At 43.0% G+C, this 25,658-nt stretch carries 23 protein-coding genes; 17 read left to right on the forward strand and 6 right to left on the reverse strand.

Features of this window, described 5'->3' with window-relative positions:
* Nucleotides 1–3: 3 nt before the first annotated feature.
* From ACPD8L_RS12250 to ACPD8L_RS12270, 5 genes are all read left to right on the forward strand, one after another.
* On the forward strand, nucleotides 4–1,182 hold the full coding sequence (locus ACPD8L_RS12250) for a beta-ketoacyl synthase N-terminal-like domain-containing protein (RefSeq protein WP_423943581.1): 1,179 nt from the start codon (nucleotides 4–6) through the stop codon (nucleotides 1,180–1,182).
* 70 nt (nucleotides 1,183–1,252) lie between these two features.
* Complete coding sequence (locus ACPD8L_RS12255; RefSeq protein WP_421810254.1) at nucleotides 1,253–1,828, forward strand: hypothetical protein; 576 nt, start codon at nucleotides 1,253–1,255, stop codon at nucleotides 1,826–1,828.
* A gap of 4 nt (nucleotides 1,829–1,832) precedes the next feature.
* Nucleotides 1,833–3,272, forward strand: coding sequence for a flotillin family protein (locus ACPD8L_RS12260; RefSeq protein WP_116216405.1), 1,440 nt, complete (start codon nucleotides 1,833–1,835; stop codon nucleotides 3,270–3,272).
* A 78-nt stretch (nucleotides 3,273–3,350) separates the two neighbouring features.
* Nucleotides 3,351–4,451: a biotin synthase BioB gene (gene bioB, locus ACPD8L_RS12265; protein WP_293304100.1), complete on the forward strand. Its 1,101-nt coding sequence runs from the start codon at nucleotides 3,351–3,353 to the stop codon at nucleotides 4,449–4,451.
* Nucleotides 4,452–4,511: 60 nt separating this feature from the next.
* Entirely contained in the window at nucleotides 4,512–5,381 is an 870-nt protein-coding gene (locus ACPD8L_RS12270; RefSeq protein WP_293304102.1) for a cupin-like domain-containing protein, read from the forward strand.
* 4 nt (nucleotides 5,382–5,385) lie between these two features.
* On the opposite strand, the gene ACPD8L_RS12275 is transcribed toward ACPD8L_RS12270, so the two are convergent.
* The 3 genes from ACPD8L_RS12275 to ACPD8L_RS12285 form a co-directional block, all read right to left on the reverse strand.
* Entirely contained in the window at nucleotides 5,386–5,856 is a 471-nt protein-coding gene (locus ACPD8L_RS12275) for a regulatory protein RecX (protein WP_421810253.1), read from the reverse strand.
* 54 nt (nucleotides 5,857–5,910) lie between these two features.
* Complete coding sequence (locus tag ACPD8L_RS12280; protein WP_116216402.1) at nucleotides 5,911–7,461, reverse strand: Rne/Rng family ribonuclease; 1,551 nt, start codon at nucleotides 7,459–7,461, stop codon at nucleotides 5,911–5,913.
* A gap of 275 nt (nucleotides 7,462–7,736) precedes the next feature.
* Entirely contained in the window at nucleotides 7,737–8,027 is a 291-nt protein-coding gene (locus ACPD8L_RS12285) for an HU family DNA-binding protein (protein ID WP_036380395.1), read from the reverse strand.
* A gap of 123 nt (nucleotides 8,028–8,150) precedes the next feature.
* On the opposite strand from ACPD8L_RS12285, the gene mutY reads away from it, so the two are divergent.
* Genes mutY through gldD form a run of 4 tightly spaced genes read left to right on the forward strand, consistent with a single transcriptional unit; the run spans nucleotide 8,151 to nucleotide 11,549 of the window.
* Nucleotides 8,151–9,182, forward strand: a complete 1,032-nt coding sequence (gene mutY, locus ACPD8L_RS12290) for an A/G-specific adenine glycosylase (RefSeq protein ID WP_423943583.1) — start codon at nucleotides 8,151–8,153, stop codon at nucleotides 9,180–9,182.
* A gap of 23 nt (nucleotides 9,183–9,205) precedes the next feature.
* Complete coding sequence (locus ACPD8L_RS12295; RefSeq protein WP_423943584.1) at nucleotides 9,206–9,667, forward strand: single-stranded DNA-binding protein; 462 nt, start codon at nucleotides 9,206–9,208, stop codon at nucleotides 9,665–9,667.
* A 24-nt stretch (nucleotides 9,668–9,691) separates the two neighbouring features.
* Nucleotides 9,692–11,002, forward strand: a complete 1,311-nt coding sequence (locus ACPD8L_RS12300) for a gliding motility-associated protein GldE (protein ID WP_423943586.1) — start codon at nucleotides 9,692–9,694, stop codon at nucleotides 11,000–11,002.
* On the forward strand, nucleotides 10,992–11,549 hold the full coding sequence (gene gldD, locus ACPD8L_RS12305) for a gliding motility lipoprotein GldD (protein WP_423943588.1): 558 nt from the start codon (nucleotides 10,992–10,994) through the stop codon (nucleotides 11,547–11,549). Before ACPD8L_RS12300 ends, gldD begins: the two co-directional genes overlap by 11 nt.
* Here gldD and ACPD8L_RS12310 read toward each other — a convergent pair whose 3' ends face one another.
* Nucleotides 11,550–11,975, reverse strand: a complete 426-nt coding sequence (locus ACPD8L_RS12310) for a hypothetical protein (RefSeq protein ID WP_423943590.1) — start codon at nucleotides 11,973–11,975, stop codon at nucleotides 11,550–11,552. It lies immediately after the preceding gene.
* A gap of 135 nt (nucleotides 11,976–12,110) precedes the next feature.
* On the opposite strand from ACPD8L_RS12310, the gene ACPD8L_RS12315 reads away from it, so the two are divergent.
* Both ACPD8L_RS12315 and ACPD8L_RS12320 read left to right on the forward strand, forming a co-directional pair.
* Nucleotides 12,111–12,503: a hypothetical protein gene (locus ACPD8L_RS12315; RefSeq protein WP_423943592.1), complete on the forward strand. Its 393-nt coding sequence runs from the start codon at nucleotides 12,111–12,113 to the stop codon at nucleotides 12,501–12,503.
* A gap of 66 nt (nucleotides 12,504–12,569) precedes the next feature.
* Nucleotides 12,570–14,684, forward strand: coding sequence for a TonB-dependent receptor domain-containing protein (locus tag ACPD8L_RS12320; protein WP_423943594.1), 2,115 nt, complete (start codon nucleotides 12,570–12,572; stop codon nucleotides 14,682–14,684).
* A gap of 57 nt (nucleotides 14,685–14,741) precedes the next feature.
* On the opposite strand, the gene ACPD8L_RS12325 is transcribed toward ACPD8L_RS12320, so the two are convergent.
* Both ACPD8L_RS12325 and ACPD8L_RS12330 read right to left on the reverse strand, forming a co-directional pair.
* A complete protein-coding gene (locus ACPD8L_RS12325; protein WP_423943595.1) occupies nucleotides 14,742–16,814 on the reverse strand; it encodes a M16 family metallopeptidase in 2,073 nt (690 codons plus the stop codon).
* 1 nt (nucleotide 16,815) lies between these two features.
* Entirely contained in the window at nucleotides 16,816–18,138 is a 1,323-nt protein-coding gene (locus tag ACPD8L_RS12330) for a M16 family metallopeptidase (RefSeq protein WP_116216394.1), read from the reverse strand.
* A gap of 179 nt (nucleotides 18,139–18,317) precedes the next feature.
* Here ACPD8L_RS12330 and ACPD8L_RS12335 point away from each other — a divergent pair, with 179 nt between their 5' ends.
* From ACPD8L_RS12335 to ACPD8L_RS12360, 6 genes are all read left to right on the forward strand, one after another.
* Nucleotides 18,318–18,764 carry a DUF4199 domain-containing protein gene (locus tag ACPD8L_RS12335; RefSeq protein ID WP_116216393.1) on the forward strand — a complete coding sequence of 149 codons (447 nt, stop codon included), beginning with the start codon at nucleotides 18,318–18,320 and terminating at the stop codon, nucleotides 18,762–18,764.
* Between the two features lie 104 nt (nucleotides 18,765–18,868).
* Nucleotides 18,869–19,411, forward strand: coding sequence for a 50S ribosomal protein L21 (gene rplU, locus ACPD8L_RS12340; RefSeq protein ID WP_116216392.1), 543 nt, complete (start codon nucleotides 18,869–18,871; stop codon nucleotides 19,409–19,411).
* 25 nt (nucleotides 19,412–19,436) lie between these two features.
* Complete coding sequence (rpmA, locus tag ACPD8L_RS12345; protein ID WP_090291918.1) at nucleotides 19,437–19,697, forward strand: 50S ribosomal protein L27; 261 nt, start codon at nucleotides 19,437–19,439, stop codon at nucleotides 19,695–19,697.
* Nucleotides 19,698–19,858: 161 nt separating this feature from the next.
* Entirely contained in the window at nucleotides 19,859–21,460 is a 1,602-nt protein-coding gene (locus tag ACPD8L_RS12350; protein ID WP_423943597.1) for a tetratricopeptide repeat protein, read from the forward strand.
* Between the two features lie 171 nt (nucleotides 21,461–21,631).
* A complete protein-coding gene (locus tag ACPD8L_RS12355) occupies nucleotides 21,632–24,535 on the forward strand; it encodes a TonB-dependent receptor (RefSeq protein ID WP_423943599.1) in 2,904 nt (967 codons plus the stop codon).
* Between the two features lie 101 nt (nucleotides 24,536–24,636).
* The gene (locus tag ACPD8L_RS12360; RefSeq protein WP_423943600.1) at nucleotides 24,637–25,656 is read left to right on the forward strand and encodes a phytase; all 1,020 of its coding nucleotides are present in this window, start codon (nucleotides 24,637–24,639) and stop codon (nucleotides 25,654–25,656) included.
* The last annotated feature ends 2 nt before the right edge of the window (nucleotides 25,657–25,658 follow it).

The following is a 25,658-nucleotide window of genomic DNA, read 5'->3' on the forward strand; positions in this document are numbered from 1 at the left end:
CCTATGTTGAAAGAGCCTATTTCCATTACCGCATTGTCATCCATATCCGCTTTGGGGGAAACTTTGGATGAGGTATGGGAAGCGTACACAACAGAAAATCATTTTTTATCCGAGGTTCAAATTGGTGATCAAACCGTATGGGCATCGCGATTACCTCAAGCGGTGAAATTGGCGATTGAACAGTTGCGCCAATCGGATATCAAATACAAATATTTGGATACCTCAGTGTTGTTTGCTATTTATGCTTCGCGAAAAGCTGTTGAACAAGCAGGATGGGGAAGTGACTCCAATTTTGGTATCAATATAGGTTCGTCGCGTGGCGCTACCTCTCTTTTTGAAAAATACCACCAAGAATTTTTAGCTGATGGAAAACCCTCAACCTTATCATCCCCAACTACTACTTTGGGGAATATTTCATCATGGGTAGCGCATGACTTAAAAACCAAAGGGCCGGATATTTCGCATTCCATTACCTGTTCAACAGCCCTGCATGCAGTTTTAAATGGTGTAGCGTGGATTCAAAGTGGCATGACGGATAAATTTTTGGTAGGGGGTAGTGAGGCCCCTTTGACGCCTTTCACCATTGCACAAATGCAGGCATTGAAAGTATATTCCAAAGTGCCATCAAGAGCAGAGGCGAAAGATGATTTTCCCTGCAAAACCATGGATTTGGATAAAACCAAGAATACCATGGTTCTGGGAGAGGCTGCAGGAATGGCGTGCTTGGAAAAAGGCGAAAAAGAAAATACCATGGCTTTTATCGAGGGTGTTGGGTATGCCACGGAACCTTTGCAACACAGTGTTTCCGTAAGTGCCGATGCAGAGTGTTTTCAAGATTCCATGCAAATGGCGTTGGGCAAACTAGATCCCTCCGAAGTCGATGTGATAGTCATGCATGCCCCAGGAACCATAAAAGGAGATATATCGGAGTACAATGCCATTCAAAAGGTGTTTTGTAACAAAACTCCATTTTTAACTACTAATAAATGGAAAGTAGGGCACACCTTCGGAGCTTCTGGTTCACTCAGCCTAGAATTGGCAGTGTTGATGCTTAACCACCAGAGGCCGATATCCATTCCGTTCGTTACTTACCAAGCACTTCCAAAAACCATCAATAAAGTCATGGTCAATGCTGTCGGCTTTGGTGGAAATGCGGTATCGATTTTACTTTCCAAAAGATAACCTTAGTGCTATCAGGAATTCTGCACAAAGTCTTATCTTACACCTAGTACCAACGTTAAATTTTATTACCATGGAAAATTGGTTTGCCGCTTTGACTGTGTTTGAAAAAGTCTACTGGATTGTTGCCATTGCTGGTTCAGCCATCCTTTTGGTTCTTGTAATAATGACCTTAATTGGAGGTGATGTAGATGATTTGGGAGATGTGGACACTGACATTGAGACCGATACAGGAATAGATTTTCAATTTCTGTCCTTTAAAAACTTGATGGGTTTTTTCACCATTTTTGGTTGGACTGGAATTGCTTGCATTGAAAATGAAGTATCCACAGGACTTACTGTTTTAATATCGGTGATATGCGGACTATTAATGATGCTTGCCATGGCCTCCTTGTTTTATTATTTGGCCAAACTACAGAGCAGCGGCACACTAAAATTGTCCAATGCGGTAAATCAAATTGGGGAAGTCTACCTGACCATCGGGGCCAATCGTACTCGAATTGGGAAAGTATCCGTCAATGTACAAGGAACTTTACGCGAGCTTTCGGCACTAACGGACGAGGACCATGATTTGGTACAGGGGAACGTGGTAAAAGTACAGGAAGTAACCGATACCGGAATATTGATCGTTAATCTTTTAAATAAATAACCATATGCTAACACTACCATTACAGATGGGCGGAGGTGCCACATTGCTGGCCATCGGCTTCGCCATTCTATTTTTCTTTATCATTATTATCTCCTTTATTCGGAGGTATAAAAGATGTCCTTCAGACCGTATTCTTGTGGTCTATGGAAAGGTGGGCACTGGAAATTCAGCGAAGTGTATTCATGGAGGGGCCGCCTTTGTTTGGCCCGTTATCCAAGATTACGAGTTTTTGGATTTGACACCGATTTCTATTGAGGTGGACCTTACCAACGCGTTGAGTAGACAGAATATTCGTGTAAATGTACCTTCTCGTTTTACCATTGGTATTTCTACTGAGCCAGGAGTTATGCAAAATGCAGCAGAGCGTTTACTGGGTCTTGGATTAAAAGAAGTGCAGGAATTGGCCAAAGAGATTATTTTCGGTCAGTTGCGTTTGGTGGTCGCATCAATGGATATTGAAGAGATCAATGCCGATAGGGATAAGTTTCTTACCAATATTTCCCAGAGTGTGGAATCGGAATTGAAAAAAGTGGGTCTTAAACTGATCAACGTAAACATTACCGATATTGTTGATGAGTCTGGGTATATTGAAGCCTTGGGTAAAGAAGCGGCAGCCCACGCCATTAACGCAGCAAGAAAATCCGTTGCGGAGAAAAACAGGGATGGTTCCATTGGTGAGGCCAATGCCTTGCAAGACGAACGTAGTCAGGTAGCGGCAGCAAATGCCAAGGCTGTTGAGGGTGAAAACTTGGCGAAAATCGACATAGCCAATTCTGAATCTTTACGTCGTCAACGGGAAGCTGAAGCAGAAAGAACTGCAATCGCTTCCGAAAAAGTACAAGCAGCAAAGGCTTTGGAAGAGTCGTATTCTGCAGAACGCGATGCGGAAGTCGCAAGGGCCGAAAGAGAACGTAGCTCCCAAATGGCAGATATTGTGGTTCCGGCGCAAATAGATAAGCAGAAAGTGGAAATTGAAGCCGAGGCTGAAGCTGAAATGATTCGTAGAAGAGCGAAAGGTGAGGCCGATGCCATCCTATTTAAGGCACAGGCAGAAGCAAAAGGTATTTTTGAGGTATTGACCAAACAAGCGGAAGGTTTGGATAAAATTGTTCAAGCCGCCGGTAATGATCCAAAGGATGCCGTTCTCTTATTGATTGCCGATAAATTACCAGAATTGGTTGAAAAACAAGCCGAAGCCATCAAAAATATCAAAATTGATAAGGTCACCGTATGGGATTCAGGAAGTCAATCTGCCGATGGTAAAAGCTCAACTGCCAATTTTATTTCGGGCATGTACAAGTCTGTACCGCCTTTGCAGGAAATGTTTAATATGGCGGGTATGGAACTGCCGGAATATTTAAAAGGCAAGGATGTAAAAACGGAAAGCCAAACGTCAGATAGTCCTAAAAAGGATGAATCTACAAATTCTTCAGAAGAGGAATAGCCTACAATTAACAATTGAAATTAAAGAAAACCGGAGTGCAAACTTCGGTTTTTCTGCGTTAAAGACTATTTTTGACCTATGATGGAGACAAGACACAACTGGACCAAGGAAGAAATCCTTGCCATTTATAATAAACCTTTAATGGAGTTGCTTTACGAAGCAGCTAGTGTACATAGACAGCATCACGATCCAAATACGGTTCAGGTTTCTACCTTACTTTCCATAAAAACGGGAGGTTGCCCGGAAGACTGCGGATATTGTCCGCAGGCGGCAAGATACCACACCAATGTGGAAGGGAATGACCTAATGTCGGTTCAGCAGGTAAAGGCTCAGGCCCTTCGTGCAAAATCATCCGGTAGTTCGCGGGTTTGTATGGGAGCTGCATGGCGAAATGTAAAAGATGGACCCGAGTTTGATCAAGTCTTGGAAATGGTTCGTACCATTAACAAGTTGGATATGGAAGTATGCTGCACCTTGGGTATGGTTACAGAGAACCAGGCCAAACGATTGGCAGAAGCGGGGCTTTATGCGTACAATCACAATTTGGACACTTCAGAGGAATATTACAAGGAAGTCATCTCCACCCGTGGCTATGAAGACCGTTTGCAGACCATAGAAAATGTCCGTAAGACCAATGTCACTGTTTGTAGCGGTGGTATTATTGGTATGGGGGAGTCCGAAGAAGATAGGGCCGGTATGTTGGTGGCACTTTCTACCTTGAATCCGCAACCAGAATCGGTGCCCATCAATGCTTTAGTGGCTGTGGATGGCACCCCAATGGAAGACCAAAAACCTGTGGAGATATGGGAAATGATCCGTATGGTGGCCACTACCCGTATTGTTATGCCCCAGACCCAAGTGAGACTCTCCGCGGGAAGGACCCAGATGACCAGGGAAGGACAGGCCATGTGCTTTTTTGCAGGGGCCAATTCCATTTTTGCAGGCGATAAACTATTGACCACACCTAACCCCGATGTGAACGAGGACATGGAAATGTTCAAACAGTTGGGGCTAAATCCACAAAAGGCTTTCGTAAAGGCCCCGCAACCCAAAACCTTGGAGGCTTCGGAGTCTGAACACCGATCTTTGGGTGAAAAACCAAAATGGAGCAGACCGGGACATACCATTGAGCGTAACGAAACAGCCAAGCAAAAAGCGGCTTTGACTTCAAAGGAGTAAGGTTTCAGAATTAAATTAAAACCTTTTTGCTAATTTAGTTGTTTCAAACTCATTGAAATTTTGAAGCTGCACCTTGAACAGATTCCCAGGGAGGAAACCCTTTCCAAGAAAGAGTTTATCCGTAAATATTTCAAGCCCCAAAAGCCCGTGGTCATTGAGCGCTTTATTGAGGATTGGCCTGCGTATTCCAAATGGAACCTGGACTATATGAAAGAGGTGGCAGGTGAAAAGACGGTCCCCCTCTATGATGATCGTCCCGTAAAGCACGACGAGGGTTTCAATGAACCACATGCCAAGATGAAGATGGCCGAGTACGTGGACCTTTTAAAAAGGGAGCCAACCAAATACCGTATTTTTCTGTGGAACGTCTTAAAGGAAGTGCCCCAGTTGCAAAAGGATTTTTCGTATCCCGATTTTGGATTGCGTTTAATGAAGGGACTGCCCATGTTGTTTTTTGGGGGAAGTGATTCGCACACCTTTATGCACTACGATATAGATTTGGCCAATATCTTCCATTTTCATTTTGAAGGGAAGAAACAATGCATCCTATACGCACAATCCGAAACCAAATTTTTGTACAAAATCCCACATTCCCTAATCACAAGGGAGGATATTGATTTTGCCGACCCCGATCTGGAAAAATGGCCTGCATTGCAACATGCCAAAGGCCATGTGGCCCAGTTGGAGCATGGTAATGTGCTGTACATACCCGAAGGGTATTGGCACCATATGAAGTACATAACCCCGGGATTTTCAATGAGCCTACGAGCCATTGCCCGAAAACCCAAAAACTTTGGCAAGGCGGTGTACAATATTTTCTTTATGCGCCACTTTGACAATGTTATGCGGAAAATAAAAGGGCAAAAATGGATTGATTGGAAAAATGAAAGAGCCATTGCAAGAACGCAACGCTTGGTGGCCCAGAAATAAGGGGCTAGATCAATTCATGGAGCTTTTCATAGACCAAATGACTTTCCCATCCTCTGTAAAATAGGTAGTCGGCCAACTTCTTTTTTCTTTTTTGAAGGTTACTTTCCTTGATTTGGTCCAAACGTTTTTTGGCAAGTTCATCCAAAGTGGTAAGGTAGTCTTCCTCATTGATTTCCGCGAGGGCGCTTTTAATGTTGAATGTGGAGATTTGGCGTTGCTGCAATTCCCTTACAATGCGTTTTTTGCCCCATTTTTTGATATTGAACTTTCCACGGGCAAAACTCTTGGCAAATCGTTCCTCGTTTAAGTAGTTCTCTTGGATAAGGTGGGCAACAATATGGTCTATGGCTTCGGGGATCATGCGCATCCCTTTTAATTTCTCCACGACCTCGTAATGACAACGCTCTTGATAAGCACAATAGCGCTCCAATTTTTTTGTAGCCTCAGGGAGGGTATAACTCTTGATATGATGCATTTGCCAAATGTACATAAAACAAAAAAGCGGCCCCATTGCGGAGCCGCTTCTTATTTATATATGTAATGTTTTGCCGTCTTTGTCCTTAAAACGGTATTCAAGGTATTTGTAAGCATCCCTTGGCTGGATCTTTATCCATTTTTTGTTGTCCATAAACCATTTGGACCGTATGGATGGAAATCCTTTGGTTAGATAAGCTGCTATGAACGGATGGGTATTTAAAATAATGCCATTGTTCCCTTGCTTGCTTTTCAATACTCGCTCAAGATCTACTTGGATTTTGTCTATCAAGACAATAGGAGCTTCCACTTCGGCACCACTGCCATTGGGGTTTTCTTCACTGGTCTTGATGTTCATTTCGGGACGGACCCTTTGTCTGGTAATCTGGACAAGGCCAAATTTACTGGGGGGCAAAATTTTGTGCTTTGCCCTATCGTCCTTCATTTCTTCCCGTAGGTGATCAAACAACTTTCTTCTGTGTTCACCTCTGGTCATATCTATGAAGTCCACAACGATGATTCCTCCCATGTCGCGCAAGCGTAATTGTCTTGCAATTTCCGATGCGGCCAGTAGGTTCACCTCCAAAGCGGTATCTTCTTGGTTCTTGGCCTTGTTGGAACGGTTACCGCTGTTCACGTCTATAACGTGGAGCGCTTCGGTATGTTCTATGACAAGATATGCCCCACGGCTCATGGAGGCCGTTCGTCCAAAAGAGGTCTTGATCTGACGTTCAATTCCAAATTTTTCAAAAATAGGGGCGGAACCGGAATACTGCTTTACGATGGATTCCTTTTCGGGTGCGATTTCGTGTAAATAATCCTTGATCTGATTATAAAGAGTTTCGTCATCAACATGAATTCCGGTAAAGGAATCGTTGAAAACATCCCTCAAAATGGAGGAGGCCCTATTGACCTCTACCAAAACCTTTGAGGGGTGCGGTGCTCTTGGCAATTTCTTGCACATTGCTATCCATTTGGATACCAAGTTCTGAAGATCTTTGTCCAGTTCTGCAACCTTTTTGCCTTCTGCAACGGTACGGATAATAACACCAAATCCTTTGGGCTTAATGCTCTTGACCAAACGTATGAGCCTGTCCTTTTCTTCCTTGCTCGCTATCTTTTGCGATACCGAGACACGGTCGGAAAATGGAACCATGACCAAATAGCGCCCGGCTATGGAAAGCTCGGAGCTGATCCTGGGGCCTTTGGTGGAAATGGGTTCTTTTACAATTTGTACCAATAATGACTGATTGGCTTTGATCACATCATTGATGCTGCCATTCTTGTCGATGTCTTTTTCAAATGGAAAATCTTTCAGGGTATAATCCTTTACCTTCCCTGTTCTTGCTTTTTTGATGAATTTCAACATGGAAGACAGTTGCGGACCAAGGTCATGATAATGCAGAAAAGCATCTTTTTCATAACCTACATTGACAAATGCCGCATTGAGGCCGGTAACGGGTTTTCTGATCTTGGCTAGAAAGATATCCCCTACGGAAAAGTTGTTGTTGTCTTCCTCTTTGTGTAATTCTATAAGTTTTCCATCCTTTAATAAGGCAAAATCGACTGCTTCAGGACTAGATCGAACAATTAATTCTCTATTCACCTGAATCGATTTTAAATTTATCCCGATAGTTAGTGTTTATGGGATAAATGATTAAACAATATATGGTATCGGTTCTATTTCAAACCGATTGAAATTCGTTTCTTGAATCTCTATGTCAAAGAACGTGTTGTTGTAAAATGAAAAAGTAGTTGCAACAACTACTTTTTCTTGTGTCGGTTAGCTCTTCTGCGCTTCTTGCGCTTGTGCGTAGCTACCTTATGTCTTTTTCTTTTTTTACCACTTGGCATAGGGCTCTTGCTTTAGTGTTAGTTATATTATTTTACTTGTACATTACTTTTTACGCCTTCTACAAAAACCTTTGCAGGTTTGAAGGCAGGAATATTGTGCGCAGGAATTTTGATGGTAGTGTTCTTTGAAATGTTTCTACCTGTTTTTTCCGCTCTCGTCTTGATGATAAAGCTTCCGAAACCTCTTAAATACACATTGTCTCCATTCTCCAAGGACGATTTTACCTCCTCCATAAATGATTCAACTGTTGCCTGAACGTCTCCTTTCTCAATACCTAACTTCTCTGAGATTCTAGTTACAATATCTGCTTTCGTCATTTCTCTTGATTATTTTTCTTATTTTTTTGGCTTGCAAATATAAACATTAAAATTAATCTTTCGTTTAAAGCCTTTAATTTTAAGTATATAAACTAACACATTCCGACAATCGTATTTTTTTACATGTCTTTTTCCCAAGAAATTTTAAAATGGTATCGCCAAAACAAACGTCAACTACCTTGGAGGAACACTAAGGACCCCTATAAAATCTGGCTGTCCGAAATCATACTTCAACAGACCAGGGTAGTGCAGGGAACTCCCTATTACCACAAATTTTTGGAGGATTTTCCAACGGTTTATGATCTGGCAAATGCCCCAGAGGAAAAAGTATTGAAGTTATGGCAGGGATTGGGGTACTATTCCAGGGCGAGAAATTTGCATGCAACCGCCCAAATGGTGGTCAGTGAATGGAATGGGGAATTCCCCCAAACCTACAAAGGCCTAAAATCCCTAAAAGGGATAGGGGATTATACCGCCAGTGCCATAGCCTCCATCTGTTTCAATATCCCTGAACCTGTTGTGGATGGTAATGTATACCGCGTTTTGGCAAGGTATTATGGCGTGGATATGCCCATCAACAGTTCTGAAGGGGTCAAGTATTTTAAGGAATTGGCACGAAAAGTAATGGATGTTGATGATATCCGGGACTACAATCAGGGCATCATGGAGTTTGGAGCCATGCAATGCGCACCCAAAAAACCGTATTGCATGCTTTGTCCATTACAGGAGAGTTGTGTGGCCCTGAAAGAGAATAAAGTGGATGTTTTGCCCGTAAAATTGAACAAGACCAAGACCAGGACACGATATTTTAATTATCTGGTCTTCTTGGACAGCAAAAAAAACACACTGTTGGAGCAACGAAAAGGCAAGGGCATTTGGCAGAACCTCTATCAGTTTCCTTTGGTGGAATCCGAAAAGGAAATCAATGAAAAGGAACTGGCCCAAAGTATAGAAAATGGTTTTCCGTCCGGGGATTCCTTGTCCGTTTATAATGAAAGGCCTATTGTCCACAAATTATCGCATCAGCATTTATACACCAGATTCTGGATCGTTGAAACCAAGGAGCTTTTACCTAATGGAATTTCATGGGAACAAATAGTGGAATTTCCCGTACCAGTTTTGATTGCGGATTTCATCCAGACATTTAAAATTTAGTACTTTTGACTAATTAAAGAGTTATGAGCGGAACATTGAATAAAGTAATGCTGATCGGGCATTTGGGAGACGAAGTGAAAATCCACTATTTTGAAGGAGGAAATTGCATTGCCCGCTTCCCCTTGGCCACCAATGAAACCTATACCAATAGACAGACCGGTGAAAAGGTGACCAATACGGATTGGCATAATATTGTGGTGCGGAACAAGGCTGCCGAGATCTGTGAAAAATATTTGAGCAAAGGGGATAAGGTATATGTTGAGGGAAGGCTCAAAAACAGACAGTGGCAGGGTGAGGATGGAAACACCAGATATTCCACAGAGGTACATGTGCAGGACTTCACCTTCCTAACCACCAAGAAAGAGAGTTTGGCCAATAATGCACAGCAGATGCCGGACAATTCTCCCAGACAAGAAACGCAGAAGGTCTCTGGGCCTGCGGCACCTATGGATGAGACCGAGGAAGAGGATGACCTGCCATTCTAAGAATATAAGTTAAAGCAATACAATTTGGATCCCGAGCCCCATTGTTTGGCGTTTTTCTTTACCACCTTTAATGGTATTTTCACCATAAAAGTTATCGTGCTTTTGTTTTTGTTGGGAGGGTCGGCCTTGATTTCTGCTGCCGAAGTGGCCCTTTTTGGTCTGTCCCAGACAGATTTGAACGAAATGCAGGAAAAAGACAGCTCCCGGGGCAAGATACTCGTGCAGTTGTTAGACAGGCCCAAGAAACTGTTGGCCACGATCTTGATTGCCAACAATGCCATCAATATAGGGATTGTCCTTTTGTTCAGCTCCATTGGGGAGACCATTTTTGCAGGGATAGATGGCACCCTTCGTTTTTTGTTGGAAGTAGTGGTGGCCACCTTTCTCATTTTGATGTTCGGGGAAATCTTACCCAAGATTTATGCCAACAGGAACCGGGTGCAGTTCTCCTATTTTATGGCAGTGCCCTTAAAGATATTGAGCACCTTGTTTACCCCATTGAGCGCACCAATGCGTTCCAGTACGTTGTACTTGGAGGATAAATTGGGCAAACAAAAATCCAATCTCAGCATAAATCATTTATCGCAAGCATTGGAACTGGCTTCGGAAGGGGATACCACCAAAGAGGAACAGAAAATATTGGAGGGGATTGTGACCTTTGGCAATACGGATACCAAGCAGGTGATGCGACCCCGAATCGATATTTTTGCCCTGAACGAGAAGATGAAATTCCCCGAGGTTCTCGAGGAAATCAAAAAGAATGGCTACTCCAGGGTGCCTGTATTTTCGGAAAACATGGACAATGTGTTGGGGGTCCTGTATGTAAAAGACCTGTTGCCTTACATAGATCGAAAAAGTTTCAGTTGGATGTCCCTGATCAGGGAACCCTATTTTGTTCCTGAGAACAAAAAGTTGGATGATCTTTTGTTGGAGTTTCAGGAAAAAAAGAACCATTTGGCCGTTGTGGTGGATGAGTATGGAGGTACCTCGGGAATTGTGACCTTGGAGGACATTATCGAGGAGATTGTTGGGGATATCAGTGATGAGTTTGATGACGAGGACCTTATTTTTTCAAAATTGGATGACCTCAACTACGTCTTTGATGGCAAAACGGCATTAAAGGATTTTTATCGGGTGACCAAGATTGATGATGATGAGGAGTTCGAGGCCAAAAAAGGAGAGTCAGAGACCATTGCCGGGTTTGTTCTGGAAATTTCTGGAAGCTTTCCCAAACAAGGGGAGAAAGTACTCTTCAATAAGTATCAATTCATCGTGGAAAGTCTGGATAAGAAAAGATTGAAACGTATAAAAGTTACCTTGCCCCATGAAGTATAGTCCTTTGGTTTGTTTTCTGATTGCAATAGTATTTGTGGGCTGCAAAAAAGATGTGTTGCCCAAGCCTAAAGCGATGCTGCGTTTGGAATACCCCAAAGCGGTGTACACCAAAGCGGGCACCGATTGTGTCTATACTTTTGACCAAAACACCCTCTCCTCCATAAAGGAAAACAAGGATTGTTCCCTAGAGTTGGACTATCCCATGATGAAGGGGTCCATTTTTTTAACCTATAAAAAGGTGAACGGAAATATCAGGGAATTACTCATCGATGCCCAAAAACTCACCTATGAACATGTAGTGAAAGCGGACAATATTGCCCCTAAGGAATATGTGGATTCGGAAGCAAAGGTATACGGGATGTTCTACGAAGTGAGTGGTAATGCCGCTTCCCAATCCCAATTTTATGTGACCGATAGCACCAATCACTTTGTAACGGGCTCATTGTACTTTTATGCCAAGCCCAATTACGACTCCATTTTACCGGCCGCCATGTATCTCCAAAACGATATCCGTAGGATTATGGAGAGCCTAAGATGGAAAGAATGATCACTCTTGGGCCAAAAGTGCTTGTGCCCTTTCTATACTGCCATTGATCTGCTCTTTGAGGGCTTCTACCTTTTCTTCTTCCTCATTGAGCCATAGTTGTTTCTGTTCGGTAAGCTCTTTTCCATTCAAGATTTCATCGGAATCAAATCGATCTCCAAAACCTCTCATCCAGTCCATCATGGCCATATTGGCCTCTTGAAGGTCTTTCATGGCTTTTTCATATTTCTGGCCTGCTTCCGTGGTGTCCACTTTTGCCTTGAGTTCACCCACAAGCTTTCCCAAGGTTCCCATTTTGGGCATCACCTCGTCATGGATGGCCATGACCTGCTGCATTTGCGTTGGACCTTCAGGGGTCTTTTTTTCTTGTTTACAAGAGATTCCTGCGAACAAAATGGCACATATAATGATGGAAACTATTTTTCTCATGGGCTTTTATTTATCCACAAAAATAAGCATATGGCAAATACCATCATATGGTTATGGTCCAAGAATAAATTAATAGATGATAATTCTCATAAAAATAGCGGGAACCGGATTTTATCTTTGTTTCTCAAATAAATTATGTTGCTACAAATACGGTACATATTTGATTCAAAAGGAGTTTTTGTTTGCCTTTTTGTCTTTTTGATATTGATGGGCAACCTCCGTTTTTCGTCCATGTATGTGTATTACAGCTTGGATAGGGAAGATTTTATTGAGCGACTTTGCGAGAACAAGGATAGACCAGCGCTTAATTGCAATGGGAAATGTATGTTGGCCAAAATGCTCCAAGCCCAAACCGATGATGAACAACCAATGCCTGTAATAGGTTGGGAGCAGGTTTTGGTCTATTTCATGGATTTACCAACATATGACATACAAATAGACAGCACAGAAAAAAGAAGCACATTTTTTTACAGTAATCCATACTCTTACTGCTTTAGTGAAATGCTCATTAAACCGCCTATGGTTTAGGATTTTACCATAAAAACGGCAAGATACCCTTTGCCGTCCTTGTATAATCTTAAACATAAAACAAAAATGAGTAAAAGAGCAATGGCAAAACTCTGTGTTTTGCTTTTTGGGACCAGTGTGTCCTTAGCGCAGGTTTCAACCGTGCAAGATTCCCTGACCAGACAACCCATACAGTTGAATGAGGTTCTGGTAGAGGGAAAAAGTAAGTCCGACCCAGTTTTTTCAACCTTTACAAGTGAACCGGAGAAAAAAATTGTCCAATCCAAGAATGTGGCCGACCTTTTTAAGGATATCAATGGGTTTGCCTTGATCAAAAGAGGAAATTATGCCATAGACCCTTCCTTCAGGGCTTCACAATATGAGCAACTCAATGTTCAGTTCAATGGCGGAACCAAGGTGATGCATGCATGTCCCAATAGAATGGACCCCATTACCACCCACGTAATTCCTGAAGAGATAGAACGCGTGGAAGTAGTCAAAGGACCCTATACGTTTAGGTATGGCCCCACTTTTGGTGGCATTGTAAACCTCGTGACCCAAGAGGTGGAAAAACAAGAGAAAGGATATCATGGCAAAGTAAACTTTGGAGGTGAGAACAATGGCAATGCCATTACCAGTTTTGCCAATGTGAAGTATGTTGGTGAACAATTTGATGCCACTTTCAATTTTGGGTTCCGGGACTTTGGCAATTACGAAGATGGGGACGGTAATGAAGTGCCATCGTCCTTTAAAAGCACCGATTATGGTGTTCAGGTGGGGTATAACCCCACGGAAAACCAACGGATACAGTTGGGGTTTCGCCAATCGTTTGGAAGGGATGTACTGCACGCCGGATTGCCCATGGATACCGAGATAGACGATAGCAACGTGCTTTCTGTGGATTATAAATTGGACAATATTTCCGACGGATTAAAAACGTTGAATGCAAAAGTGTACCGTTCCAAAGTGGATCATGTCATGACCAATGGGCTAAGACCATCGTTTATGATGATGGAAGCCGTATCGGAAGTTGACGCAACAACCTTGGGAGGTAGGATTGAATTGGAATGGAGACCCGTTGAAAATTTTAAACTATATACTGGGGTAGATGCATTTTCCGTAGGAAGAACCGGTAACAGGACCCGCTTGGTAAAACGGAATATGATGACCGGGGAGCTACTGCCAATGCCCATGACCCTTGTTGATGAAGTGTGGCAAGATTCCCAAATAGATGACTATGGGGCATTTGTGGAGGGAAAATATCCGCTGTCTGAAAAGTTTTTGTTGAATATAGGAGCTAGGTATGATATGGTGCGTTCCAAAATAGATGCGCCAGCAGATGATTTTGTTGCGGAATATCCCAATTTGGGAAGCCGTACGGAGCATAATGTAAGTACTACCGCTTCCGTGAAATATATGGCAACCTCCAATCTTTTGTTCGAATTGGCTTATGGCAGAGGGGTGCGTTCCGCGAATATGATAGAAAGGTTCATCAACCATTTTACCGTAGGTCAAGACCCGTATGAATATATGGGCAATCCCTATTTGGATGCCGAGGTGAACAATCAGTTTGAATTGGGAGTGAAGGCGAAGACCAATTTTGAGGGCTTTGCTTTCAATCGTTTGGATTATGGGGCATCCATCTATTATTCCATCTACGACAATTATATTGTTGCCGTGATAGATCCTACATTGGACAAGAAATACATGCCCATGCAAGAACCACCCGAAGTGAAAAGGTTTACTAATTTGGATAAGGCGTACAAAACAGGATTTGAGATTTTCGGGGAATTAGCCTTTTTGAATGACTTTGCATTTAAAACGGAATTGTCCTACGTGTACGCCAAGAATCAGGATTTGGACGAATCCCTTCCACTGACACCACCTTTGGTGACGCGTCTGAACCTTAGTTTTGAAAAACAAAAAATATGGGCCAGGGCTACCTATACCTTAACTTCCAAGCAAACGGACATTGCCGCCTCTTTCGGGGAAAGGACAACGGATGGCTATGGTGTTGTGGATTTAAGTTTTGGAGTGAAACCTTTTGAACATCTCACTCTTGGCGTGGCGGCCTCCAATATTTTTGATGAGACCTATAACAACCACTTGAACTTTTCCTTTGTGAACCAAGCGGATTATGGTAGGGTGCCCATTAATGACCCGGGGAGAAACCTATCTGCCTTTGTTCAATACAGTTTTTAGAGCGTAAAATAAAAAAGGCGCCTATAAGGCGCCTTTTTTATTGATAGTTCGTCAGGATCACTTAAAGTCAGAGGGTGTCACGCCTTCATTCACTTTGATTTCCTTGACCATGAACTCAAAATTCTGGGGACCCATTTCTTGGGTCAGTTTAAATGGAAACTTGATTCCGGATACTTCTTGGTAATTGTCGTATCCCACGGTGTTCTGCATTTCTTGGCCCTGAACCTCCTCTAAGGTCACTTCTTGGAGCTTAAGTCCGGTTTCCACATCATAGAAGGCCGATTTCTTATCGGTAATCTTTAATCGGTATGTTTTCCTATCACCTACACGTTCTATCCCTTCCAAATCAATGTTGCCGGCAGCCAGATAGTTTAGTTCAGGAAAGGCAGCGGATTCTTCCTTGATTTTTTCCAATTCATCCGGTGATAGATCTTTTCGTTGTCCTTGTACCACCATATACCCTTTGTCGCCATCCAAAACCTGTTTTTGCATGGAATTGCCCATTACCTTTACGTCTTGCATGAACTGGTCCTTGGAGGTTTTTTTCATTTCCAGTTCCAAAGTCATGCCTTGCATTACGGCTTCGGCTACCATGGCATAGGATTCCACGCCCTCCAATTTGGTCTTTCCCCCGATAGCTTCAATATATTTCTCCAAAACGGTTTCAGCAGTGACCCCTTCCGGAACAGCTTCATTATAATTGGGTTTTTCCACTTTGTTGGCATACTTATCATAGTAGAGCACGGGAACTTTTTTGCCCTTAAAGGAGACTTTTTCCAAGTTTTCCAGGACATCGCTTCCTTTTCCGGTGACCACGACCCTGGCATTGGAGGTGGAAAAGTGTTTCTTGGCCGCATTTTGTATATCAGCAATGGAAACCGCTTCAATGCGCTCCAGATAGGTTTTATAAAAATCCGAAGGAAGATCTTCGGTTTCAATGTTCAAGGCGTAGTTGGCAATGGTTGCCGGATTTTCCAGCGCCATCACGAAACTTCCAGCATAGAGGGCCTTGGTGTTGGTCAATTCCTCTTGGGTGACCGGCTCCTGGATCATTTTATCGATTTCTTCCAAGATTTGTACCACCGAACTATCGGTCACGGCGTTGCGGACTTGGGCATACGCATCAAAACGCATGGGGCTGTATTTATTGTCTCTAATACCAGAGTACGATCCGTAAGTGTATCCTTTGTCTTCCCGTAAATTTTGGTAGAGTCTGGCCTGTGACCCTCCACCTAGGATTCTATTGGCCAAAAGAGAGGCCAAATAATCAGCATCCTTCATTTTTAAATGGGTAATGTTTTCCACGGCCACCTCGGATTGAACAGCATTGGAGGCATCTACAAAATTGATTTGCGTGTATTGGGCATCGGTAGGCTCCGTATAGCTAAAGGATGGCGGAACCGCCTTGGACCATGGAGTAAAATACTGGGTGACCAGTTCCTTGACATTGTCAAACTCAATATCACCAATGACCACCAAATAGGCATTGGCAGGTACAAAATAATTGCGGTAAAACTGTTCTACATCGACCAAGGATACATTATTGACCGTCTCCTCGCTGGTGATTTCGCCAAAAGGATGGTTTTTGCCATAGGCAAGGGCCAATTGAACCTGATTGGCTATCGCGGAAACATCTTTTTCCTGGGACTTGAGTCCGGTCAGGATACGGTCTTTTTCCTTGTCAAATTCCTCCTGCGTAAAGTTGGGGTTCAGTGATACATCGGCCATAAGCTCCAGTATTCTTGGGAAATATTTGGAAAGGCAACTCGCAGATGCACTTTGACTACCCACGCTGATGGAGGCCCCCAAGAAATCCACTTCTTCATAGAAATCGTCCTTGGAAATGGTTTTGGACCCTTTTCCCATTAGGCTTGAAGTGAGATCGGAAACCCCGGCCTTGTCCCCTTGCAAAATAGGTGGATTGTCTATGGTCAAATGGATGGATACTCGCGGTAGCTTATGGTTTTCCACCACCATAACCTTAAGTCCGTTCATGAGTTCAAACCGGGCAGGTTCCTGCAAATTTATTTCGGGAGCAGGTCCTCTTTGGGGCTGTTTGGTACGATCTATCTGTGCGTGGGATACTGCCATAAAGAGCGACAGTACCGTCAATACGATATACTTTTTCATCTTAATTGGCGTCTTTTTGTTCTGGTAAATATTCAAGTTCCACCCGTTGGTTCACTTTCAGGTACTTTTTGGCAGCTTCCCTGATTTCTTCCCGGGTAATGGATCGGTAAATGTCAATTTCAGTGTTGATGAGGTTGGTGTTGCCTCGCAACATGTAATTTTCTGCCAAGGAATTGGCGATTCCTTCAACACTACTATTGGCGCTCACAAAATTGTTCTCGAACTTGTTCTGGAGTTTTTGATAGTCTTTTTCGGAAATCAAATCCGTTTGGATTTTCAAGATTTCGGCATCAATCCCATCCTTGATATCCTGTATGGTGTTGTCCCCAACGGGCAATCCGCCAACCAAGTAGGCACCATAATCTTCGGCATCAATGGGGAAGGAAAAAATCTGAAGGGCTTTTTTCTCCTCATCCACCAACTTTTTGTAGAGCTTGGAGCTCTCCCCATCACTGAGGTAGGTAGATATCATGTTGATGACATACGCATCCCTTTTGGCCTGTCCCGGGGTTCTGTAGGCCAAGAATATGGCCGGAATTTGGATGTTAGGGTCGTGATAGGTAGCCTGAATGGTAGTTGTGATAGGGGTATCCTCTATGTGCTTTCGCTGAATTTCAGCCCCTTTTGGGATAGGTCCAAAATAATCGGAGACCATTTTTTTGGTCTTGTTGATGTCGATATCACCGGCAATGACCAATACGGCATTGTTGGGGACATAAAAGGTCTTGTTGAAGTTTTTAAAATCATCCAAGGTGGCACTCGCCAAGTGATCCAAGGAACCGATAACGCCCCAACGATAAGGGTGTTCCACATATAGATTTTTAAGCATCTGCTCAAAAAACGCCCCATAAGGGGAGTTGTCCACGCGGAGGCGTCGTTCTTCCTGAACCACTTCCTTTTGGGTATCCACCCCCACTTGTCCTATGATAGGGTGCATCATCCGTTCAGATTCCAACCACAATCCAACTTCCAAACTGTTGGAGGGGAAGGTCTCGTAGTAGTAGGTACGGTCCAAGAAGGTGTTGGCATTTCCGCGACCACCATTGCTGGTCACAATCTTGTCCCATTCGCCTTTGGGAATGTTCTGGGTCCCTTCAAACAAAAGGTGCTCAAAAAAATGGGCAAATCCTGTTTTTTGTGGGTCTTCATCCTTTGAGCCCACGTGGTACATGACCGATGTGGTCACCACGGGTGCAGTGTTGTCCTGGTGTAGGACAACATGCAATCCGTTGTTAAGATCATACTCTTCAAAAGCTACCTCCTGTGCTGAAATGAAGTGGCCGCTAGAGAGTATGAAAAGTGCTGATAGCAGAAATCTTTCCATAATGTTCTATTTTATGTTGATGTAATCGATGAGGTTGGTATGGATTTTTTGATTGATGTTACGCTAAATATAGGATAAAATTTGAAAGTCAGATAAATATGACACAAGTCTTTGGGGATAACTGTGGCATATGTCGTAAACATTCAGTAAATTAAACATCATTTCAAAACTAAAATGAGATGAAAAATTTAACCCTTCCTATCCGTTTTGGGATTGTCACCAGTGCCATCCTCATTGCTTATTTTTTGATTTTGTCCCTTATGGGAAAACATACCAATGTTTTTTATAGCCTTTTCAATGGCATCATAACGGGATTTGGCATTTATGAGACCATCAAGTATACCCGGATAAGGCAGGGCAAGGGTTTTAGCTATGGGAGTGGTTTCACGGCGGGCATAACCACGGGGTTTGTCGCATCGCTCCTATTTACCATTTTCTTTGCGTTCTACGCGACTGAACTCAACAGTCATTTTTTGGATGAACTTTCCAAGGTCTGGGCCAAGGATTATAAAAATTTCCAAGGAATTGTTTTCTTCACTGTGGCCGTTATGGGTTTTGCCACCACCTTGGTTTTGACGCTATCTTTCATGCAACTCTTCAAATCTTCCAACAATCCCAAAAAATAATAGGGGAAAAGCTTGGGATTATACTTGTGGATTAAGGATTTAGCAGTATATTTGCACCCGCTAATTTGACAAAGCGAACCTAAATTAATTTTAATTAACGCATTATGTACGCAATAGTAGAGATGGCAGGGCAGCAATTTAAAGTTGCAAAAGACCAGAAAGTGTACGTTCACCGTTTGCAGGAAGAAGAAGGTAAAAAAGTCGTTTTTGACAAAGTTCTTCTTTTGGAAGATGGAGGTAACGTTACCATTGGCGCCCCAGTCATAGAAGGTGCGGCTGTTGAGGCCAAAGTTGTAAAACACCTTAAAGGTGATAAAGTGATCGTCTTTAAAAAGAAAAGACGTAAAGGTTACCAAAAGAAAAACGGACACAGACAATACCTGACTGAGATCGTTGTTGAAGGTATCGTGGCCAAAGGTGCCAAGAAAGCTGCTCCTGCAAAGGCGAAAGCTGATGAAAAACCAGCTGCAGAGCCTAAAAAGGCAGAAGCTAAAAAAGCAACAGCTCCCAAAAAAGAAGCCCCAAAGGCAACCGAGGATTTAAGCTCCAAAACGGTAGCTGAATTGAGGGATATGGCAAAAGCCAAGGACATTACCGGATATTCTTCCATGAAGAAAGCCGAGTTGATTGAAGCGTTAAGCAAATAAGACACAGAACTAAAATTTATATATCATGGCTCACAAGAAAGGTGTAGGTAGTTCAAAAAACGGTAGAGAATCAGAATCGAAACGCTTAGGGGTTAAGATTTTTGGTGGTCAGGCCGCTGTAGCCGGTAACATCATTGTAAGACAACGTGGTACCAAGCACAACCCTGGAGACAATGTTTATGCCGGAAAAGATCATACCTTGCATGCCAAGGTAGACGGCATTGTTAAGTTTGAAAAGAAAACTGGAGGAAAATCTTTTGTTTCCATCGAGCCTTTTCAAGCATAATAACACCACCGTTTAAACGATTAAAATAAGGCCCCGCTTTGCGGGGCCTTATTTTTTACCCTTGCCCCCAACTTATTTTTTAATGGTTTAATAACCTAATGGTGATATGTGACCGGCAGTAATTGATTTTATTGTTCCCTTCTTAATTTGGGTCACGTTCCATGAAAGCAAATTTTGGCGCCTTTTGTACATTGGTCTTGGGGATAGCTCTTATCCACACAAAAGGTCTGGGACAAGAATTCCAAACCGATCTCAGCCCAACACAAACCTCCGACTCCACTTTTCTGGAATTTCAAAAAAGATTGGAAGCTTCCAAAAAGCATCCCGACCAACCCCGGGAAATTGTACAAAGCCATATTGGATTGGGAGAGTACTACCACGCTTTGGGATTGTATTCGGAAGCCATGGACCAATACAATGGCGCTTTGGAACAAATGGGGACCGACCTTTCGGATACGCTATATATCACATTGAACAACAATATTGGAAGGGTCTATCTCTCCCTAAACAATTTTGACTTGGCCGAGCAACATTTTACGGATACCATGAACCGTTCCTTGGAGCTTAACCATAGTGTTGGCCGGGCCAATTCCATGGCCCTATTGGGAGCTTGCTATGAAAAGCAGGGAGAATATGATAAGGCGTTGGCCTATCAAAAAGAAAGCTTGTTGTTGTTTGAACAACTGGAAGATAAACATGGCGTAGCCATCACCAATGAAAATATAGGAAGTATTTACGAAGATTTGGAGCAGTTTGACCTTGCCCATCAATATTTTGATAAATCATACGGGTACGTAAAGGATTCCGAAACCATAGAGGAGGTAAACGTACTCAATAATCTGGGAGATTCCTTTCGGAAAACTGGTGACTATGATTTGGCATTGGCACATACCCAAAAGGCGTTGGGGATTGCCCAAAAACTCAATGACTTCCATCAGTTGGAAAGCGCCCATAAAGACCTTTCCAAGACCTATGCATTCATGGGGGATTATGAAAAGGCCCACGCGGAACTGATACAATCGGAAAAATACAACAGGGCCATGCTCATGGCCCAAAACACCAATCAGCTCAATGTGCTGCAGACCATTTACGAGACCAATAAAAAGGAGGCCGAAATACAATTGCTGAAGGAACAGAACAAGGTAAGTGCTGCCAACCAAAATCTACTTTGGGTGGCCCTGTTCGCGATTGCCGCCATTCTTACTATCCTATACAACTATTTGGGGAGAAAACGGAAGGCCAAGATCAAGATACAGGAATACAAACAGCGGATGCTTAAGGCGGAACTGGACAAAAAAGCCATTGAGGAAAGGAATTTGCAACGTGAAGTACAGTTAAAGACTGCATCCTTGTCCCGGTACAGCCTACACCTATCCCAGAAGAACAAAATCTTACTTGATTTGGCCAATACTTTGAGAAACATTGCTTCGCGAAGGAACATGGACACTTCGGAAAAAATAAAAGCCTTGGTCAAGGAAATCGATTTTAATCTGCAACAGGAGCACGAGTGGGATGAGTTCATGAATTTTTTTAAGGAGATCCACCCAGAATTTATCAAAAAACTCTCCACCATGTCCCAAGACAACCTCTCCCCGGCGGAGCTTCGGTTGGGGATGCTACTGAGACTGAACCTGACGTCCAAGGAAATCGCATCCATTTTACGGGTGACTCCTGATAGTGTTCGGGTGGCCCGCCATCGACTCCGGAAGAAACTCCCCATAGACCAAAAAGATGAACTGGTAAACTTTATGATAGAGCTTTGACCCCTTTTTTACCCCACTTTTTAGAAAAGGTTAGCCCCATGTAAAAAAAATGTAATTGTTGCCTTCTTGTTTCCGCAGTGTTAGGGATTTGTTTCCTTTTTGTTTCCCTTTAATTTAAACCTTAATGAGTTGATATACATAGTTTTGGAATGCATACTAACGTAAACCAAAATGAAATCGATGAACTTGAAAAAACTACTTTTTGTAACGCTTTTTTTGATGCTTGGTCTCCTAAATGCACAAGCACAAACAGGCAATATACAAGGAACCATTACCGATGAGAACGGAATTTATGTTCCCGGGGCCAATGTATATATTGAATCGCTATCCAAAGGGGCTATCACCGACTTTGATGGTAGATTTACCTTGGTGGGAATAGCCGCAGGGACCTATACACTGAATATTTCTTACTTGGGCTATGCCGATGTGGAGCAAGAGGTTACCGTATCCGGCGGGCAAACCACTGCTGTGAGCATTGTACTGAACCCTTCCAATGTAGAATTGGACGAAGTGCAGGTAAGTGCCTATGGACTTAGTGGGCAGGCGAAAGCCCTGAATACCCAAAAAACCAATTTGAACATTACCAATGTAGTCTCAACGGACCAGATTGGAAAATTCCCAGATGCCAATATTGGGGATGCCGTAAAACGAATTCCCGGGATTACCATGCAGGTAGACCAAGGGGAGGCCCGGAATATCATTGTTCGTGGTCTATCCCCCCAATTAAACTCCGTGACTTTGAACGGTAGCCGGATTCCTTCCGCGGAAGCAGATAACCGAAACATTCAGATGGATTTGATTCCTTCGGATATGATCCAGACCATTGAGGTGAACAAGGCCGTTACCCCAGATATGGATGCCGATGCCTTGGGAGGTTCGGTAAACTTGGTTACCCGTACCGCGCCCCAAGGGTTCCGGGTTTCAGCCACAGCCGGGTCGGGAGTCAACTTTATTACCGATAAAAGAATTTGGAACGGATCCATTCTAGTTGGGGACCGCACCAATGATGGCAAATTTGGGTATATGCTTTCCGCAACCATCAACGATAATGATTTTGGGTCGGACAATATTGAAGCGGAATGGACCGATGAATTTGAGTACAATACCGGAGCTGAGGATGATGAAGGTGAACCCATTTTGGAGGAAATGGATGTTGACCCCTATACCAATGTAACGGAACAACGTACCTATTTGGTACAACGGGTGCGAAGAAGCTTTGCGGCCAACTTTGATTTTCAAATCAACTCAGGGAACAATATTTTCCTGAAAACCATGTACAACTGGCGGGATGATCGGGAGAACCGTTTCCGATTGGAGCAGGAAATCTTGGACGGAGAGGATATTGAAGTTGGGGATTTCACAGTTTCCAGTGGAAGACTTACCCGTTTCCCGGCAGAGATCAAAAGACAGACCAAGGGAGGTATTGCCGGTGGACGCAACAAGAATAGACGTTTGGAAGACCAACGGATGCAAAACTATACGCTTGGAGGTAACCATTTGTTGGGGTCGTTAAAGATGGATTGGATGGGATCTTATGCCAAGGCTTCAGAGGAACGTTTGAACGAGCGTTATGCGGAATACGAATCTGAATACATTGTAAACAACGATAACAGCAATCCCAAATACCCCATCATGACGGCTGCCAATGCTTCGGATTTTAATGATTTGGGCAACTTTGAATTTGGTGAGGTTACCAATGAAAATCAATATACCGAAGAAGAAGACATAAACTTCTTTGCCAACTTTGAATTGCCTGCGGACTTTTTTGGTCAAGGTAATGGGACCATAAAATTTGGTGCAAGGGGCAGGTTCAAGACCAAGGAAAGAAACAATGATTTTTTTGAATATGATTTGGAGGATCTATATCCAACCTTGGCCGATATGCCTGTTAAGAGTTATACGGATCCAGACTTTTTGGCGGGTAGCAAGTATCAAGCTGGGAATTTTGCCAGTGAGGAGTGGTTGGGCTCTTTGGATTTGAACAGTTCAAATGGGGAGGCCATTCCAGATGAGTTCCTACCAGGAAATTTTGAGGTAAAGGAGAATGTTCTGGGAGCTTATGCCATGGTCAACCAAAGACTTTCCAACAAATTGAGTGTGTTGGCCGGGGTTAGGGTAGAGAATACCAAATTGGAGTCAGATGGAAACCGTGTCATTTATATAGAGGAAGATGAGGATGCCGGTATTGAGGAAGGTATTGAAGTGGAACAAGTTTCGGATGAAAACTCTTATACCAATATCTTGCCGGGCGTTCACTTTAAATATGATGCAACCAATAATACCATTCTTAGGTTTGCATGGACCAACACCTTGGCCAGACCCAACTATGTTGATTTGATTCCAAGGGCCGAGATTGTGAACGAGGATGCAGAGGTCATCGTTGGGAATCCAGAGTTGGACCCAACAACGTCCATGAACTTTGATTTGAACGCGGAGCATTATTTTGAGAGCGTAGGTATTGTTTCAGGAGGGCTTTTTTATAAGAGGATAAACGATTTTATCTATACCTTCATCACAGAATCTGAAGATGATTCTTTTGGAACAGGAACCACAGGATACGATATTTTTCAACCCTTGAACGGGGATTCTGCATCCATTTTTGGTGCGGAGGTCTCCTTCCAGCGTCAATTGGATTTCTTGCCTGGGTTTGCACGTAATTTCAGCATTTATCTAAACTATACCTACTTGACCTCAAGTGCAGATGGTATCCGTAACGAAGATGGTGATGAACGAACCGATTTGGATCTGCCCAATACCGCTCCCAACATGTTCAACGGATCATTGGGGTATGCCGACAAACGTTTCAGTGCAAGACTTTCCGCCAATTTTTCGGATTCGTATGTGGATGAAATCGGAGGGAATGCCTTTGAGGACAGGTACTATGATACCCAGTTTTTCCTGGATTTCAACGCTAGCTATGCCATCAATAGTAATTTGAGATTGTATGCAGACGTAAACAATATCACCAATCAGCCTTTGCGCTATTTTCAAGGAGTAAAGGATAGAACCCAACAAATGGAGTTCTACGATATTCGATTCACTTTTGGATTGAAGTACGATTTGTTCAAAAAATAATTTCAGCAGCTAGTATTATTTTGAACAATGTCATGCCGAGTGCCTGTCCTAACATTTGGGCAGGCGCTCCAAATGACGCCTTCTTTTTTTAAACTATTCTTATGAAAAAAATCTATATACCCTTTATGCTTGTGCTAGGTATGGTTTCCTGTAAACAAGGGAGTGAGCTTCCAGCCATAGCACCGGACATTATTACTGAAAAAACACCAAACGATACGGATGATCCCGCCATTTGGGTCAATCCGGATGATGCATCAAAAAGTATTGTTTTTGGAACCGATAAAGAGACCAACGGAGGTATTTATGCCTTTGACCTCAATGGAAAGATCATTCAAGAAAAGTCCATCAAAAACATCCAAAGACCCAACAATGTGGATTTGGAATACGGTTTTCAGTTGAACGATTCGGTTGCTGTGGATGTAATTGCTTTCACGGAAAGGGAAAAGCAACAAATAAGATTGTTTTCCGTACCAGATATGAAGCCGCTCGATGATGGAGGTTTCCCTGTTTTTGAAGACGAATCGAATATGGAACAACGTCTGGCCATGGGTATCAGTTTGTACAAATCGCCAAAAGATTCATCCCTGTATGCCATTGTTGGCAGAAAGATAGGACCAAGTGGTTCGTATTTGTACCAATATAAATTTGAATCGGATAGCATGGGAATTTCCGCCAATTTGGTGCGAAAGTTCGGAAGCTTTACGGGAGGAAAGGAAATTGAGGCCATTGCCGTGGACAACGAAATGGGCTACGTATATTATTCCGATGAGGGCGAATGCGTTAAAAAATATTATGCGGAACCTAGTATGGGCAATGAAGAATTGGCCTGCTTTGGAGGAGAACACTTTTTGGAGGATATCGAGGGGATTGCCATTGCTAGATACCCCAACGGAGAAGGGTACATCATTGTATCTGACCAGCAACGCGGACAGTTCAATATCTTCTCCAGAAAAGACAATAGTTTTATCAAGGCCGTAAACTTGTCAACCACTGAAACTGACGGTTGCGATGTGGTCACTGTACCCTTGAACGATAACTTCTCCAATGGTCTTTTTGCTGCAATGAACGACCAAAAGGACTTTTATTTTTACGATTTGAAGAAAGCGTTGGACCTGGAATAAAA

Origin of the sequence: Flagellimonas algicida (assembly GCF_049629585.1) — a bacterium.
Classification (GTDB): domain Bacteria; phylum Bacteroidota; class Bacteroidia; order Flavobacteriales; family Flavobacteriaceae; genus Flagellimonas.

Bases quoted from the DNA above. Each gene is read 5' to 3' on its own strand.
- ACPD8L_RS12355 (WP_423943599.1), top strand. From the start codon at position 21,632: ATGAAATCGATGAACTTGAAAAAACTACTTTTTGTAACGCTTTTTTTG.
- ACPD8L_RS12260 (WP_116216405.1), top strand. From the start codon at position 1,833: ATGCTAACACTACCATTACAGATGGGCGGAGGTGCCACATTGCTGGCC.
- ACPD8L_RS12250 (WP_423943581.1), top strand. From the start codon at position 4: ATGTTGAAAGAGCCTATTTCCATTACCGCATTGTCATCCATATCCGCT.
- ACPD8L_RS12295 (WP_423943584.1), top strand. From the start codon at position 9,206: ATGAGCGGAACATTGAATAAAGTAATGCTGATCGGGCATTTGGGAGAC.
- ACPD8L_RS12310 (WP_423943590.1), bottom strand. From the start codon at position 11,975: ATGAGAAAAATAGTTTCCATCATTATATGTGCCATTTTGTTCGCAGGA.
- ACPD8L_RS12320 (WP_423943594.1), top strand. From the start codon at position 12,570: ATGAGTAAAAGAGCAATGGCAAAACTCTGTGTTTTGCTTTTTGGGACC.
- rpmA (WP_090291918.1), top strand. From the start codon at position 19,437: ATGGCTCACAAGAAAGGTGTAGGTAGTTCAAAAAACGGTAGAGAATCA.
- gldD (WP_423943588.1), top strand. From the start codon at position 10,992: ATGAAGTATAGTCCTTTGGTTTGTTTTCTGATTGCAATAGTATTTGTG.
- ACPD8L_RS12285 (WP_036380395.1), bottom strand. From the start codon at position 8,027: ATGACGAAAGCAGATATTGTAACTAGAATCTCAGAGAAGTTAGGTATT.
- ACPD8L_RS12275 (WP_421810253.1), bottom strand. From the start codon at position 5,856: ATGCATCATATCAAGAGTTATACCCTCCCTGAGGCTACAAAAAAATTG.
- mutY (WP_423943583.1), top strand. From the start codon at position 8,151: ATGTCTTTTTCCCAAGAAATTTTAAAATGGTATCGCCAAAACAAACGT.
- ACPD8L_RS12330 (WP_116216394.1), bottom strand. From the start codon at position 18,138: ATGGAAAGATTTCTGCTATCAGCACTTTTCATACTCTCTAGCGGCCAC.
- ACPD8L_RS12255 (WP_421810254.1), top strand. From the start codon at position 1,253: ATGGAAAATTGGTTTGCCGCTTTGACTGTGTTTGAAAAAGTCTACTGG.
- ACPD8L_RS12335 (WP_116216393.1), top strand. From the start codon at position 18,318: ATGAAAAATTTAACCCTTCCTATCCGTTTTGGGATTGTCACCAGTGCC.
- rplU (WP_116216392.1), top strand. From the start codon at position 18,869: ATGTACGCAATAGTAGAGATGGCAGGGCAGCAATTTAAAGTTGCAAAA.
- ACPD8L_RS12360 (WP_423943600.1), top strand. From the start codon at position 24,637: ATGAAAAAAATCTATATACCCTTTATGCTTGTGCTAGGTATGGTTTCC.
- bioB (WP_293304100.1), top strand. From the start codon at position 3,351: ATGATGGAGACAAGACACAACTGGACCAAGGAAGAAATCCTTGCCATT.
- ACPD8L_RS12315 (WP_423943592.1), top strand. From the start codon at position 12,111: ATGTTGCTACAAATACGGTACATATTTGATTCAAAAGGAGTTTTTGTT.
- ACPD8L_RS12350 (WP_423943597.1), top strand. From the start codon at position 19,859: ATGAAAGCAAATTTTGGCGCCTTTTGTACATTGGTCTTGGGGATAGCT.
- ACPD8L_RS12325 (WP_423943595.1), bottom strand. From the start codon at position 16,814: ATGAAAAAGTATATCGTATTGACGGTACTGTCGCTCTTTATGGCAGTA.